Annotated in this window: 12 protein-coding genes; 9 read left to right on the top strand and 3 right to left on the bottom strand. The window is 34.6% G+C overall.

Going from position 1 to position 14729, the window contains the following annotated elements; all coding sequences use genetic code 11:
* Positions 1-9 precede the first annotated feature (9 nt).
* Complete coding sequence (locus tag LNP23_RS19255) at positions 10-2727, bottom strand: putative LPS assembly protein LptD (protein WP_047773755.1); 2718 nt, start codon at positions 2725-2727, stop codon at positions 10-12.
* An 82-nt stretch (positions 2728-2809) separates the two neighbouring features.
* On the opposite strand from LNP23_RS19255, the gene LNP23_RS19250 reads away from it, so the two are divergent.
* The 6 genes from LNP23_RS19250 (at position 2810) to LNP23_RS19225 (ending at position 8557) form a co-directional block, all read left to right on the top strand.
* Entirely contained in the window at positions 2810-3937 is a 1128-nt protein-coding gene (locus LNP23_RS19250; protein WP_230002461.1) for an N-acetylmuramoyl-L-alanine amidase family protein, read from the top strand.
* 50 nt (positions 3938-3987) lie between these two features.
* The gene (locus LNP23_RS19245; RefSeq protein ID WP_230002460.1) at positions 3988-4953 is read left to right on the top strand and encodes an MlaD family protein; all 966 of its coding nucleotides are present in this window, start codon (positions 3988-3990) and stop codon (positions 4951-4953) included.
* 5 nt (positions 4954-4958) lie between these two features.
* The gene (locus LNP23_RS19240) at positions 4959-6296 is read left to right on the top strand and encodes a 4Fe-4S dicluster domain-containing protein (RefSeq protein WP_230002459.1); all 1338 of its coding nucleotides are present in this window, start codon (positions 4959-4961) and stop codon (positions 6294-6296) included.
* 98 nt (positions 6297-6394) lie between these two features.
* The gene (locus LNP23_RS19235) at positions 6395-7186 is read left to right on the top strand and encodes a (Fe-S)-binding protein (RefSeq protein ID WP_230002458.1); all 792 of its coding nucleotides are present in this window, start codon (positions 6395-6397) and stop codon (positions 7184-7186) included.
* Between the two features lie 206 nt (positions 7187-7392).
* On the top strand, positions 7393-7875 hold the full coding sequence (locus LNP23_RS19230) for an ABC transporter ATPase (protein WP_230002457.1): 483 nt from the start codon (positions 7393-7395) through the stop codon (positions 7873-7875).
* Positions 7876-8110: 235 nt separating this feature from the next.
* Positions 8111-8557 (top strand): hypothetical protein, encoded by a 447-nt coding sequence (locus LNP23_RS19225; RefSeq protein WP_230002456.1) that lies wholly within the window; start codon positions 8111-8113, stop codon positions 8555-8557.
* Between the two features lie 71 nt (positions 8558-8628).
* Here the strand turns inward: LNP23_RS19225 and LNP23_RS19220 are convergent, their stop codons facing one another.
* On the bottom strand, positions 8629-11010 hold the full coding sequence (locus LNP23_RS19220; protein WP_230002455.1) for a TonB-dependent siderophore receptor: 2382 nt from the start codon (positions 11008-11010) through the stop codon (positions 8629-8631).
* A gap of 97 nt (positions 11011-11107) precedes the next feature.
* On the opposite strand from LNP23_RS19220, the gene LNP23_RS19215 reads away from it, so the two are divergent.
* From LNP23_RS19215 to LNP23_RS19205, 3 genes are all read left to right on the top strand, one after another.
* Positions 11108-12133: a helix-turn-helix domain-containing protein gene (locus tag LNP23_RS19215; protein ID WP_230002454.1), complete on the top strand. Its 1026-nt coding sequence runs from the start codon at positions 11108-11110 to the stop codon at positions 12131-12133.
* A 78-nt stretch (positions 12134-12211) separates the two neighbouring features.
* On the top strand, positions 12212-13348 hold the full coding sequence (gene bshA, locus LNP23_RS19210) for an N-acetyl-alpha-D-glucosaminyl L-malate synthase BshA (protein ID WP_230002453.1): 1137 nt from the start codon (positions 12212-12214) through the stop codon (positions 13346-13348).
* Positions 13349-13375: 27 nt separating this feature from the next.
* Positions 13376-13798 carry a protease complex subunit PrcB family protein gene (locus LNP23_RS19205; protein WP_047773369.1) on the top strand — a complete coding sequence of 141 codons (423 nt, stop codon included), beginning with the start codon at positions 13376-13378 and terminating at the stop codon, positions 13796-13798.
* Between the two features lie 259 nt (positions 13799-14057).
* Here the strand turns inward: LNP23_RS19205 and LNP23_RS19200 are convergent, their stop codons facing one another.
* Positions 14058-14555, bottom strand: a complete 498-nt coding sequence (locus LNP23_RS19200; protein ID WP_047773368.1) for a hypothetical protein — start codon at positions 14553-14555, stop codon at positions 14058-14060.
* Positions 14556-14729: the final 174 nt, after the last annotated feature.

The following is a 14729-nucleotide window of genomic DNA, read 5'->3' as shown; positions in this document are numbered from 1 at the left end:
AATATGATTTTATCGGGTCGAAACGCTTCGTTTGTTCCATTTGATATCACTAAGAACACCTGATTTAATTCCGATGAAGAAATTCCAGTTTGCATTATCTCCAAGTGGGTTCCAGTTGAATGCCATTCTCCAGCTTAATAAATCTCTTTCAAAACGGAATTGAGTAAACGTAACTCCTTTTTGTACAAAATCGTAACCCGTAGAAACTCCACCCTTCCATTTAGGGGTAATGTCCATATTGGCAGAAATCATGATAGAATTTCCACTAATTTTGTTTTCACGATTGGCATTTGTATAGGTTAAGGAGTACGCTAATGTCATGTCCCACGGAATTTTAGATTTGAAAAATTCGGTAATTACATTTTCTCCATCATCTTTTTCGTTTGCAAATTGGCTATTTCTACTATCATTTAGATCCGTATTGGTACCAAATAAATCATCTTTACGACCACCATTCCGTTCACTTTGCTGGTTTTCTTCTTTTCCACCCTTGTTACTGAACGAATAATTCATCGTTACATTTGCACTGGTCATTCTGAATAAGCTTCCGCCATTGTCAATGTTAAAAGTGTTTATTTTGGTTCCTGAATTATCTATAGCGTATGGGTCAAGAGTCGCTCCAAAATTGACATTCATTTTATTATCAAAAAATTGCGTTCCACCACTTACAAGTACCGGTTGCCAGGCTAAAACCTGTTTCCCGTCGGCATTAAAGTTGTAACTGGTGCTAAAGTTTAAGTTGTTTAACAGCATGATTTTTTTAGCCTCTGTTTTCGTACTGTCTTTGTCCCTTACTTTGGCTTCAAAAGTATTGCTTAAAGAGAATCCTACTATATTAGAATTGTCTTTAGATGGCGCACCGTAAACACCGTTGTCAAATCGGCTGTATTGAGTGGTAATAAGACCGGAAGCGTCAACAGCATAACTGTCATAGTATTTTTCGAAACTTGGGGTGTAAGCGTAAGTTATCGAAGGACGCATGACGTGACGTATCGATTGAATTTTTTTATCTGCACCAAAGTTAAATGTTCCGTAAATGGTTGTTCCTAAGTTTGTACTGAAATTATAAGTTCTGAATGAATCAAAACCATTAACGGTTTTATCTACAACTTTACTTTGGCTTGTATCGTAACTTTTATCAATTGTTTTGGTCACCCAGGTTTCCTGATAATTGGTAGAGGCACCGGCACTAAAATATTTAAATAACTTAAAGTTAGTGCTTAAAGGGATGCTATGTTGCATACCGATCTTGGCATCTCTGAACATTTGCGGTTTAAAAAACAGAGAATCCGTTGTTACGATTTCATTTTTACCACTTAAGTTGTATTGTAAATTGATGTTTTTAATGAATCCTTTTTTCACGCCATCTTTTCCAACAAAAGGATATACACGATCCACACTTGCCTGTAAAGTAGGTAATGTCATGTTGATTTGTTCCGTTTGAGTGTTCTGAGAGTGTGTGGCTGTTAACGAAAGACGAGCTTGCGGAATCGTATTAAAGGTTTTGTTGTAAGAGATCGATGAACTTAAGGTATTGTTCAGATTCGACCCAACGTTGGCCTGATTTATCGATTGTTTAAAGTATTTACTACTTCCCATATTTACAGAAGCAGAAAATGTTGAATTTGGGTTTGATTTAGTATCTTTTGAATGGGACCACTGAATGTTGTAAATGTTTTGTTTCGAATAATCAGGGTAACCTCTTTCGCTGTTTATTAAATTTTCAAAACGTACATTTATATTTCCTCTGTACTTGTATCTTGTGGCATATGCCGATTCGAAACGCATGGCATAACTCCCGTTGGTGTAATAATCTCCTAAAACCGTTAAGTCGTAATTATCGCTTAAAGCAAAATAATACCCCATGTTTTGCAGTGAAAATCCACGAGTATTGGAGTCATTGTAACTTGGTATAATAATCCCCGAAACACTTTTTTCCTGACTCATCGGGAAATAAGCAAAAGGTAAGGCCAATGGAGTAGGTACGTCAGCAATAACCATATTGGTTAATCCTGTAATTACTTTTTTTCCCGGAATAAACTTTACTTTACTGGTTTGGAAATAATACTCTGGGTTATCTATATCTTTAGAAGTTGTAAAACGAGCTTTTTTCAAGAAATAAACAGAATCATTTTCTTTTTTGGTAATCGCCGCTTTTACTTTAAATTCCCCTTGTTCTGTTCTGGAATTGAAGATTAAAGCCTTTTTAGTTTTAAAATTAAATCGGATAGAATCGGGCTGTACTTCACTTGCGCCTTGTTTGAAGTTCGGATATTGCGTCAAAACTCCCGCAGAATCTTTTATTCTTCCGGCGTATACTTCATCTTTATCGTAATTCAGTACAATTATACCGGCTTTCAATTCAACATCTTTGTAGTATAATTCGGCTTCGTTAAAAAGTGTGATAGTTTTCTTTTTCTGGTCAATCTTGGCATAATCCTTAGCAACATACCTTACTTTGCCATCTAAAAAAGCCTTTTTAGGTTTTACAGTATCTAATTTAATAGTGTCTGTAACGACTGCATTAGGTTTCTCTGTTTTTTTCTCGGTTTTAGTTGCTTGTTTTACAGCTGGTAACGAGTTTTTTTTTGATTTTATCTCTTGGGAATATAGATTACCACATCCTAATGTTAGGAAAAATGATATTAAAACGATATTAAATAAGTTTGTATGCAAAGGTTTAAATGCTATTTTTGTAAAAGTATGGCTTGTTTTTTGACGTGTCAAACTTACATATAATTTTTTGTCAAAAATAATCAATTATAAAAATTATAGCAGTTGCATTTTATTAAAATTAACTTTTAGATTTATGAATATATTTAACAAAACTAGACTAATATTTAGTTTTTTTCTAACGATAATTACTTTTTGTTCTTACAGTCAGTCGAATGTGTTTAAAGTAACACTGGATGCCGGACATGGAGATCACGATTTTGGGGCGGTTTATAGCGGGAGAATAGAAAAAAATATTGCTTTGGCGATTGTGTTAAAAGTTGGAAAAATATTAGAACTTAATCCAAATGTTAATGTTATCTACACCCGTAAAACCGATGTTTTCATAGATCTTGTCGAAAGAGCCAATATCGCGAACCGTGCAAATTCCAATATTTTTGTTTCTATACATTGTAATGCAAACAAAAATACGGCAGCAGACGGAACAGAAACGTATGTAATGGGTTTGAGTAAAGTAGCATCAAATCTGGAAGCGGCGAAGAAAGAGAACTCGGTAATTACGTTGGAGAAAGATTATAAACGTAAATACGAAGGTTTTGATCCGAATTCTCCGGAATCAATGATCGGAATGACATTAATGCAGGAAGAATACTTGGACAACAGTATCTCATTGGCCAGTAAAATTGAAGATAATTTTGATAAACTTGGAAAAAAACTGCGTCAGGGAGGTGTAAAACAAGCGCCTTTTATGGTACTTCATAAAGCATATATGCCAAGAGTATTAGTAGAAACCGGTTTCGTGTCTAATCCGACAGAGGGTAATATTTTAAATTCGGAGGAAGGACAAAATGATATCGCCAGAGCTATTGCTGAAGCTATTTTAAGTTATAAAAGAGAATATTTTGGTTCAGGAGTACCTGAAATGTCAGATGTAAGACCTGCAAAAGATACGTCCAGCGCGACAAAACAAAAGGCAGTTGAAACTCCGGTTGCGAAAAAAAATGCACCTAAAGGGACTTTCTTTAAGGTACAACTTATAGCAAGTATCAAAAATACACCGTTGGAGCCTAAAAACTTTAAAGGACTGAAAAATGTAACAATGTTATTTGAAAACAATATATATAAGTACTACTATCAAGAGACTTTAAGTTATGACGCAGCGCAAAAATATCTGCAAGAAGCTAAAGATAAAGGATATGGAGCTGCTTTTTTGATTGCATATAAGGACGGAGAAAAAATCAGTATCCAGGACGCAATTAAATAATAGTCGCAAGTTCGAATATTTATATTAATTTTGTACAAACACTTAGAATTTTGAAACTAACAAGAGAAATTAAAACGGCTATTTTAGTCATCGCGTCAATTTTATTATTTATTTGGGGCTACAGTTTTTTAAAAGGTAAAGATCTTTTTACGAATTATAAAACACTATACGCAGAATACGATAATGTTGAAGATTTATCAGCTTCGGCACCTGTTACTTTAAACGGGCTTGTAATTGGTAAAGTAAGTAAGATTACAATTAATGAAACCACAGGTAAATTATTAGTTGAACTTCAGTTAAAAACAGATTTTCCTATTTCTAAAACCAGTAAGATATTTTTATATTCTCCAAGTTTAATTGGAGGAAAACAGATTAAAATTGTACCCAATTTTGCTGATAAAGAACTTGCTGAAGACGGTCAGACCTTATCTTCATCTGTTGAATTAGGATTAACAGATTCTTTAGGAGGTAAAATAGAACCAATTCAGCAAAAGCTGGAAAAAATGTTGGTCAATATTGATGTTTTAGTTTCAGGACTAAACAATGTATTGGACAAAAAAGGTCAGGAAGACATCAAGAAAACGCTGGCAGAATTAAGCCAAACTATGGAGCAGTTTCATAAAGCGGCCGGAAGTATGAATTCTATTTTAGATACTAATAAAGGACAGATTAACGGAGTTGTAACTAACTTTAATAAAATGTCAAGCAACTTTGTTAAGATATCAGATTCTTTAAATAAAGCAGATTTAGGAAAAACGGTTAAAAATCTGAACCAGACTTTAGCTAAAGTTGATGGTTTAATGAGTAATCTGAATTCCGGTAAAGGGACAGCAGGTAAATTATTAAATGACGATGCGTTGTACAATAATCTGGCTAAAACTTCAAAGGAATTAGAACTATTACTTCAGGATGTACGTCTTTATCCAACTCGTTATGTAAATGTTTCTCTTTTTGGAAAGAAAAACAAACCCTATGTAGCGCCTACAGAGGAGACTAATTCAACCACTAAAAAATAATTAGAATGAGTTATTTAGATAATATTTTATTCGCCATACTTCTTATAGTTGGTTTCGGTTTTTTTGCAAGGAGTGTAAAAAAGATCATCCGAAATATTAATTTGGGAGTAGATGTAGATCGAAAAGATAATTCTAAAGCACGCTGGAAAAACATGGCTATGATTGCTCTTGGGCAATCAAAAATGGTGAGACGCCCTGTTGCCGGAATACTTCATATTTTTGTATATGTAGGTTTTATAATTATTAATATCGAGTTACTCGAAATCATTATAGACGGATTATTTGGAACACATCGAATTTTTGCTCCTTATTTAGGAGTGGTTTATGATGTTTTGATTGCCTCTTTTGAAATACTGGCACTTTTGGTTTTAGTAGCCGTAATTGTATTCTGGATCAGAAGAAATATAGTAAGACTGAAACGTTTTATTAATCCGGATTTAAAAGGATTTCCTAAAAGTGATGCCAATTACATCTTGTATTTTGAGATGGTATTAATGACCTTATTTTTATTGATGAATGCGACTGATTTGCATTTGCAAAATGTTCCGGGAGGATTTTCGCACTTTCATAAAGCAGGAAGTTTTCCGGTAAGTCAGTTTATCGCGCCGATTTTCAACGGTATGTCGAATGAATTGGTGATGCTATTGTGTGAAGCTTTTTGGTGGTTGCACATTGTAGGGATTTTGATTTTTATGAACTATTTGTATTTCTCAAAACACTTACACATTCTTTTAGCATTCCCAAATACGTATTTTGCGAACCTGAACCCTGAAGGGCAATTTGATAATTTAGAGTCGGTTACCAAAGAAGTAAAGTTAATGATGGATCCTAATGCAGATCCGTTTGCTGCTGCTCCTGTTGATGAAAATGCTGCTCCGGCTAAGTTTGGTGCAAGTGATGTTCAGGACTTAAACTGGGTACAATTGTTAAACGCCTACACTTGTACAGAATGTGGTCGTTGTACTTCTTCATGTCCGGCAAATCAAACCGGTAAAAAATTGTCTCCTCGTAAAATTATGATGGATACAAGAGACCGTTTGCAGGAAGTAGGAAACAATATTGATGCGAATAAAGGTGTTTTTGTACCGGATAATAAAACATTATTAAACGATTATATTACAGCAGAGGAATTATGGGCCTGTACTTCTTGTAATGCCTGTGTAGAAGAATGTCCTGTAAATATTAGTCCGTTATCTATTATTATGGACATGCGTCGTTATTTGGTGATGGAACAAAGTGCTGCTCCAATGTCGTTAAACGCGATGATGACCAATATTGAAAATAACGGAGCACCTTGGCAATACAGCCAACAAGACAGATTGAATTGGAAAAATGAGAATTAATTTAGGAAACTAAAAAGACTCAGGAATAAATTAAGAATTCAGATTTCAGAGTAATAAATGAAACTTTGAACTTTAAACTTTAAACAAAAGAGAGAGAAATGTCAGAAAGTTTAGTAGTGCCAACAATGGCAGAAATGCTAGCCGAAGGAAAACAGCCGGAAGTGTTGTTTTGGGTAGGTTGTGCAGGAAGTTTTGATGATAGAGCAAAGAAAATAACAAAAGCATTTGTACGTATTTTAAACCGTACCAATGTGTCTTTTGCAGTACTGGGTACAGAAGAGAGTTGTACCGGAGATCCTGCGAAGCGTGCCGGTAATGAATTTTTGTTTCAGATGCAGGCCATGATGAATATTGAGGTTTTAAATGCCTATGAAGCTAAGAAAATAGTTACCGCTTGTCCGCATTGTTTTAATACATTGAAAAATGAATATCCTGAATTGGGTGGTCAATACGATGTAATTCATCATACGGAATTCTTAAAAGGGTTAATTGACGATGGAAGATTGACCGTTGAAGGAGGGCAATTTAAAGGAAAACGTATTACTTTTCACGATCCTTGTTATTTAGGAAGAGCCAATAAAGTATACGAAGCGCCAAGAGACTTAATTCAGAAGTTAGACGTTGAATTGGTCGAAATGAAACGTTCTAAAGCCAATGGATTATGTTGTGGAGCAGGTGGAGCACAAATGTTTAAAGATGCCGAACCGGGAGACAAAGAAATCAACGTAGAAAGAACAGAAGATGCTTTGGAAGTTAAGCCTGATATCATTGCAGCCGGTTGTCCGTTTTGTAATACGATGTTGACTGACGGTATTAAACATCAGGAAAAAGAAGCTTCTGTAAAAGTAATGGATATTGCAGAGTTAATCGCTAATGCACAGGATCTGTAGACTAAGAGGCTAAGTTTCTGAGGTACTGAGGGGCTAAGTTTTTTGAACTTGGAACCTTTTTTCTTAAGGAACAAAGGTTTAAAGTTACAGAGGTTCAAAGGTTTTGGAAACGGGGATTGAAAGTTGAAATTTTAGAAAATCTAAAATCAGCAATCTAAAATCAGCAATCTAAAATCTACAGTCTAAAATCTAAAATAATAATAAAAATGTATATCCCTTTTGAAAATTTACCTGGTGAGTCCAGAATTTGGATTTATCAATCAAACAGAAAATTTTCTGATGAGGAATTTTCTGAAATAGAGTCTGATCTGAAAACGTTTGTTGAAGGTTGGGCCGCACACGGAACAAGCTTGGAAGCTTCGTATGAGATGAAATACAACCGATTTTTAATCTTGGCTGTAAATCAGGACGTGCAAGCGGCAACTGGATGTTCTATTGATAGCTCAGTTGAGTTTATCCAAAGTTTAGAAAAAAAGTACAATGTTGATTTGTTAGATAAAATGAACGTTACTTTTAAATTGGGTGAGCATATTGCGCACAAACCATTAATTGATTTTAAGAAGATGGTTAAAGATAAATCGGTATCAGAGAATACGATTGTGTTTAATAATCTTGTAAATAATATAGAAGAATACAACGAGTCCTGGGAGGTTCCGGCAGCAGACAGCTGGCACAGTCGTTTTTTCTAAAAAAGTATTTTTAAATTATAAAAAGGCATAAAATGTATATTTTGTGCCTTTTTTTGTGGTAATAAATAAAAGTGTTAGCTTAGATTTGAGTTTAAAGGGATCAAGTTCAGAAGTTGTGGAGAAACAAAAATTTAGCGGAACTAAGAAGAAAAAACAGTGTGAAAACAGGGTCTTTAAAAGAATTAGTTAGTGAGATTTTTTTGTTTCTCTTAATTTTAAATAAATGATATTATAAATGAAAAACGATCTTGAAGGCTTCCGTTGGATGAAATATAAGAATGGAAAATCTTATTTTGCTATTGTTAATTTGGATATTAAAAAGAACGGCATTAAAAACGAAATAGTAGAGAATTATTCAGGAACAGGCTTTAGCAATCAAGGAATAGATGTGGGGGCTGAAGGAATGGGTACCTGGAAAAAAGGATTACGAAATGGTTTGGAATTTATTGTCTCGAAAAGTTCATGTTTTTGGACAATTACCATAAACGGATTGTATGGAAAACCTGTTACGGACACAAATCCTGCAATTATTGGATATACAGGTATTTTGGCCTTTTTAGAAGAAGCAAAAGTTGTAATCGATGAAGTAGATCTGGAAGAATTAGAGCGTTTTGTATATCATAGTTGGGATAACGGGAATGCAGAGAAGATTCCAAATTTTGAAGAGAAGCTTTTTTTATAATTTTAAATAAAAAACAAACCTGACAGGTTTTTAAAACCTGTCGGGTTTATTTTTTTTAAATGATTTAATTCTTATAAATTGTAAACAAGATTCAATCTAAACCCTTGAGGATTTACAACTCTCCATCCATAATGTTTGTACCCCCAAGCTCCTGGGTAGTAACCAACATAATTGTATCTGTTTGTCACGTTGTTTACCAATAAAGATATTTGGTATTTACTTCTCTTATAAGATATTCCGGAGTCTAGTGAAAACAAATTATCCGGTAAGTACTTTTCTTTGGTTACCGGCCACGCAGCTCTCTTGGCTTGGTATTCGTACCCTAAAGTAAAACCTAAACCTTCTAACGATCCTTTTGTAATCGTGTATTTAATCCAAGCATTGCTGATGTGTTTAGCTGTACCGTACAACATCATTCCTACTTTACTACGATCATTGTCTTCAGTTACTTTTGCATCAGTAAAAGCATAGTTAAACATCACGTTCCAGTTGTTTCCGATTGTTCCATTCAAATCAAACTCAATACCTTTAGATAAACTCTCACCTGTTTGTTCAGACATTCCCGGATTTTCAGGACCGGCAGAAGTCAACATATTGGTTTTTGTTAAATGATAGAATGTTAACCCTGTCATTAATTTGCTGTTGAACCATGTTTTTTTGGTTCCGATTTCAGTGTTTTTTCCATAAGAAGGATCAGCGCTTCCACCACCTACTAGCATTCCGGTTTGTTCCTGAAAACTTTCGTCGTATAAGGCATAAGCTGTCCAGCTCGGAGATAGTACCCCTGTTACACTGAAACGAGGTGTAATCGCATCATTTTTTACGCGTTTACCATTGTCAGCGCCACTTGTTTTGACCGTATTGGTGTATCTTAAACCACCCGCAATTCGTAATTTATCATCCAGAAAACGTGCTTCGTCCTGAATGTGAAGTGACGTATAGCTGTAATTGGTAAGGTAGTTTGCGCCACGCTCACGTAACGATCTTGATCGGTCATAAGAAGGCAAGTCAGATTTTCTTAGTTTGCCATAAACAGGATTATAAATATTAAATACCGGACCAACGGGTTGATTTATAACAGTCCAATCGGCAACGTAGAATTTCTCTCCCATATCCAATCCTCCTAAAACAGCATGATTGACACTTCCGGTAGTGAATTTACCTCTGGTAAAAACCTGTCCTACTGTTGAAGTATTTAAGGCATCGTTTATACTGATTCCTCTTTGTACATCCCCTTTTTTCTTGTTGTTGGCAAGATCATCCACCAAAACAATGTTATTGTACATTCCGTACAAAGATTCCCCTTCCATTTCCGATTTTACATAACCAAATTGTCCAACAAGTAACCAATCTTCGTTGAAGTTATGGTTGATTGTTCCGAAAATATTCGTTTCTGCAGACTTTGTAGGATCCACAATAGGATCAGCAAAGTTAAATTCTTTTGGAACATCTTTAAATCCGTCTATTCCGTAAGAATATTTAGCAAACCCACCAACAAATGAATTTTGTGATAAAATATACTCTAAAGTAACATTTGTGTTTTCAGAGAGATCGTATTTTAAACTAGGATTAAAAACATATTGTTCATGCTCAACATATTGTTGAAAAGATTGTTTTTTGGTTCCCATTACGTTTAGCCTTCCGGTTAATTTCCCGTCTTTGCTTAGTATCTCATCAATATCTGCCGAAGCTCTGTACAAATTGTAACTTCCTAAAGTCATTTGGAATACTTTTTTCTGAGTACCCATTGGTTTTTTTGTGACAATATTGTAAAAACCTCCGGGTTGTGTATTTCCCATCATGAATCCCGCAGGGCCTTTTACAAACTCGATGCGTTCAACAAAAGAAATGTCTTCGCGGAGTGGTCCGAAGCTTCCGCTTACGTCCATTCCGTTTCTTAAATTCGATGCTGCAAATCCGCGAACAGCAAGTCCAACGCTACCTTCTTCCTGGTGTGTAATGGTTCTTACACCACTAATATTCCGGCTAATACCGTCGGCTGTGGTTAGAATTTGTTGGTCGCTTAAAACTTGTCGGTCAATTACCTGAATGTTTTGCGGTGTAAGCAATAAATTTTCACCGATTCGCAAAGTAGAGGATGGAATGGTCCTGCGATTTGCCGACACATTCACAGTTTCTAATTCATATAAATAGGAGGACTGTGATAGGTTATAGACTAAATGTTGGTCGGTTTCTATAGTAACCGTATATGTTTTTACAAAAACCGGATTTTCTACTTGTATTTCGTATTTCCCCTTTGGTAAATTGTCAAAAATGTAGATTCCTTGTGGGTTAGTGTATGTGGTTTGTTGGCCCTGATTCAGAATTACTTTTAAGGCGTCTAGTGGTTTTTCGTCAAAATCTGTGATTTTACCTTTTATTTGTCCGGAATTTTGTGCCCAAGTCATCATTGGAAAGATGATTAGGCTAAATAAAAATATTTTAACACGCATGTTTTCTTATTTAGAATTAGTATAATTAAATTTGTTCGGCAAAAGTAGCCTTTGACTTCATTAATTAATTTTGCAATTGGCACAAAAACTATTGAATTTGGGAGTAAATAAAACAGTAGAAGTATTAGAAAAAGAAATAGTAGCTTTCTTTAAAAAAGAATCTGATGTCACCAAAAAAGACTTTTTAGAGAATGCTTTGGGGCGTTTCAAAATCAATAATATTTATGATAGCAAGGAATTTATTATCAAGGAATATTCCTGTACTTATTTTAGAGACTACGATTTAAAATTCAAAACAGAAGCGTCTAATTTTATCCAGATTGCATTTTTTCTCAATGACAAAGTGTTGAAAGACAGGATTAATAATCAGGTTAATGAATATTTGCCGTATCATAACTATATCTATTATACGGAGGAGGATGCAGATGTGGACATTTATTTTAAAAAAGATGTAGAATATCGCAACCTTGATATCTATGTAGCCGAAGATTATTTTCATCACCTCGTTAATACTTCAAACGAGTTTGTTAAAAAGTTTATTCTTTTAATCAATCAGAAAAAATCCAGTAGTTTATTTGAAAATGGTATTCCGGTAAATTCGCAAATGATGAGTGCTTTAGCAGAAATAAAAAGATATCCCAAAAAAGGTATTGCAAAAGATTATTATGTAAAAAGCCGTATCATGACACTTTTGCAACTAATTTTTGAGGAAGAAGAAAACAGAAAAAGCATTATTGGAGACAAAAAACACCATACAGTAAAGGAGCAGGAAATTGAAAAAATACATGATATCAAGGATTTTATAAATAAAAATCTGCATGAGTTTTATACCATTGAAAACCTGTCAGCTCTTTTTGAAATTAACGATTTTAAGATTAAAAAGGGATTTAAAGAACTTTTTAATATGGGCGTTTTTGAGTACAGTACTAAAATGAGGATGAAGTATGCTCAGAATATATTAAAGACCACTAAGTTGTCTATTAAAGAAATAGCTTATAAAATTGGGTACGGATCTCCTTCTTCGTTTTCGGTAGCCTTTAAAAAAGAGTGCTTTGTAAGTCCAAATGTTTATCGGGAAAAAAGGAAGTTAGCTTCTACAGACATAGTGAGTGCGCCAGTTTAAGTTTAGTTGCTTTTTAACTTAATTTTCACTTCTACTAAAGGCTATTTTTGAGTACTTTCGTAATACTAAATTTAATACATGAAAATAGCTATAGTTTGTTATCCGACCTTTGGCGGTAGTGGTGTAGTAGCCACTGAGTTAGGTCTTGAATTAGCCAGACGCGGACACGAAATACATTTTATCACTTATAGTCAGCCCGTTAGACTGGCACTTTTGAACCCAAATGTACATTATCACGAAGTGAACGTTCCGGAGTATCCTCTTTTTCACTATCAGCCTTATGAATTGGCTTTATCAAGCAAATTGGTTGATATGGTGAAATTATACAAGATTGAAGTGCTGCACGTGCATTACGCCATCCCACATGCTTATGCGGGCTATATGGCGAAGCAAATGCTGAAAAACGAAGGGATTAATTTGCCTATGATTACGACACTTCACGGTACCGATATTACCTTAGTTGGAAATCATCCGTTTTATAAGCCGGCGGTGACTTTTAGTATCGATAAATCCGATTATGTGACTTCGGTTTCTCAAAGCTTGAAAGACGATACCTTAAAATTATTCAAAATCAAGAATAAAATAAAGGTGATTCCGAATTTTATTGAGTTGGATAAAATGGTAAAAGATCCGCAAGCGCCTTGTCATCGTTATGTTATGGCTAAGGAAGACGAACGAATCATTACCCATATCAGTAACTTCAGAAAGGTAAAACGTATTCCGGATATCATTAAGATTTTCTATAACATTCAGAAAGAAATCCCTGCGAAACTAATGATGGTTGGCGATGGACCGGAAAAAGAAAAAGCCGAGATTTTGTGTCAGGAATTAGGGATTTTGGACAAAGTAATCTTCTTTGGAAACAGTAATGAAATTGATAAGATTTTGTGCATGACCGATTTGTTTTTGCTTCCATCTGAAACAGAAAGTTTCGGTTTGGCAGCGCTAGAAGCAATGTCTTGCGGAGTTCCTGTAATTTCAAGTAATTCAGGAGGTTTGCCGGAGGTGAATTTTGATGGCGTTTCGGGTTATTTGAGCAATGTAGGTAATGTAGAAGAAATGGCTGCCAATGCGCTGAAAATTCTAAAAGATGATGCAACTTTGAATCAGTTTAAAGCAAATGCTTTAGAGGTGGCGAAAAAGTTTGATATCAAAAATATATTACCAGTATATGAAGCGTTGTATCAAAAAGCGATAAACGATTATAAAAATTAGAGACACTAATCTTAAAAGTAACCTTAGATGAAAAAAGTAATTTCAATTGTAACCGTTTTTGTTCTGATTTCGTGCGGAACAACAAAAACAACAGATTCGAAAGCGCTATTTGAAATTTTGACAGCGCAATCTGACGGTGGTGGAAATATTAAATTCTTTGAAATTTTGACGGAGCCCAACGAAATCAAAATGCTTGAAAATGATCCACTTTTGAAAGATAAAATGAAACAGGATGATATTAATACTTCTAATTATATTATTCTGAATATGGGTGAAAAAAATACAGGAGGTTACTCTATTGGAGTTGAAAAAGTAGAAGAAACCGATAAAAACATTATTATAACCGTAAAGGAAAATAGCCCGGCTCCCGATGCTATGACTGCGCAGGTTATTACATATCCATATACAGTGGTTAAAATTCATTCGAAGAAAGAAATTATCATCAAATAAATTTCTTTTTTGATTGCCATAAAAAAACCTGTCCTTTTGAAGAGACAGGTTTTGTTTTTTACAATTTTTTTTAGGGGCTCAAATAAAAGTTTGAGCGATGTTTTTAGGGGATTTTGTTATAGCCTCTAAAAATATTTTTGCCACAGATTAAAGGATTAAAAGGATTGGATAATCTGTGAAAATCAATTTAATCTGTGGCGTTTTTTTTTTTTTAAATTTCGGCCTTACAGCCCTTTTAGGCTATAAAAATTTCGTTTTATCAGAACTTAAATTTAACAGCTAAACCTACGTCAAAACCAAAGTTATCATCGTCATAGTATCCTGAACCAATTTCCGGTCTTACATCTAAAGACAGTAAAATAGGCACTTTATCAAAACCATATTCTATACCAACATCTCCGGCTGCAAAAACATAAGTACCACTATCGTTGTATCTTGAATTGTAATAACGGTAATCATATTCCCAGGCAGCTAAACCACCACCAACACCAGCGTACCAGTTAAAACCACCCTCAATGTTCCAAACCCATTGATAAAGAGCTACGGCCTTAACAGCATCTACGTTGTCGCTGTTTCTCCAACCTAAATCAAATTCTAATCTGTTGTTTTTAAATAAACCGCGTTGGTAGGATACTTCTCCTCCAAATCCGTTGTTATCTCCTAAACGAACACCAATTGCATTTTTGGCGATTTCCTGAGATTGAGCCGTAAATGCTAAGCCTAATAGCATAATGGCTGATAAAATAATTTTTTTCATAAAAAGGTTATTAATTTTTTCAAACTTACAAGTATTGTTTAGGCTAAGAAGTATAAGATTATTGCGAATTGTTATATAATTCACATTTGGACTTTTTTTTTGAGGTTCAGAGGTTCAGGGGGGTAGAGAGGCAAAGGTTTGAGAAGCTTGAAAAAAAGTTTTGCAACTTTTTTC

Source organism: Flavobacterium cupriresistens (assembly GCF_020911925.1).
Taxonomy (GTDB): Bacteria; Bacteroidota; Bacteroidia; order Flavobacteriales; family Flavobacteriaceae; genus Flavobacterium; species Flavobacterium cupriresistens.
Note: the sequence above shows the minus strand (reverse complement) of the source record. Positions and strands in the feature narration are given on the sequence as shown.

Excerpts from the sequence above, each read along its gene's own strand:
- LNP23_RS19240 (WP_230002459.1), top strand. The coding sequence starts at position 4,959 with ATGAGTTATTTAGATAATATTTTATTCGCCATACTTCTTATAGTTGGT.
- LNP23_RS19235 (WP_230002458.1), top strand. The coding sequence starts at position 6,395 with ATGTCAGAAAGTTTAGTAGTGCCAACAATGGCAGAAATGCTAGCCGAA.
- LNP23_RS19230 (WP_230002457.1), top strand. The coding sequence starts at position 7,393 with ATGTATATCCCTTTTGAAAATTTACCTGGTGAGTCCAGAATTTGGATT.
- LNP23_RS19200 (WP_047773368.1), bottom strand. The coding sequence starts at position 14,555 with ATGAAAAAAATTATTTTATCAGCCATTATGCTATTAGGCTTAGCATTT.
- LNP23_RS19205 (WP_047773369.1), top strand. The coding sequence starts at position 13,376 with ATGAAAAAAGTAATTTCAATTGTAACCGTTTTTGTTCTGATTTCGTGC.
- bshA (WP_230002453.1), top strand. The coding sequence starts at position 12,212 with ATGAAAATAGCTATAGTTTGTTATCCGACCTTTGGCGGTAGTGGTGTA.
- LNP23_RS19220 (WP_230002455.1), bottom strand. The coding sequence starts at position 11,010 with ATGCGTGTTAAAATATTTTTATTTAGCCTAATCATCTTTCCAATGATG.
- LNP23_RS19225 (WP_230002456.1), top strand. The coding sequence starts at position 8,111 with ATGAAAAACGATCTTGAAGGCTTCCGTTGGATGAAATATAAGAATGGA.
- LNP23_RS19250 (WP_230002461.1), top strand. The coding sequence starts at position 2,810 with ATGAATATATTTAACAAAACTAGACTAATATTTAGTTTTTTTCTAACG.